The 275-nt window shown below is 57.1% G+C and carries 1 protein-coding gene; it reads left to right on the top strand.

Annotated features, from left to right (window positions below):
• Nucleotides 1-251 (top strand): hypothetical protein (locus AC1RPU_RS08225; protein WP_392340247.1); only part of this gene is annotated, 251 nt, incomplete at its 5' end.
• Nucleotides 252-275 lie beyond the last annotated feature (24 nt).

Here is a 275-nt window from a genome sequence, read left to right as displayed (position 1 = left end):
CGCTACTGGAGAAGTCGATCCGCGATGCGGACCTGATGATGGTGTATTCGGACCCGGGTCAGCACGTCGCCACCGGTCTCTTCTACGAAACCGCAGGCTGTCATCCCACCCAGTACGTGGATCGCTCACACGCGTTCCTTGAGAACGCTGAGATGTTCACGCTGATGGGTAAGGAAATGCAGCGCTCGCGTCTCACGCACGCGATCAAGGCGTGGCGTCCCAAGTTTGAGCGTGCCACTCAGTCCATGTAAATAAAGAAGTGTCCACAACTACCC

Source organism: Dellaglioa sp. CoH-55-MRSF-7, assembly GCF_056782235.1.
The sequence above is the reverse complement of the archived record's forward strand: the minus strand, read 5'-3'. Positions and strand labels throughout refer to the sequence as shown.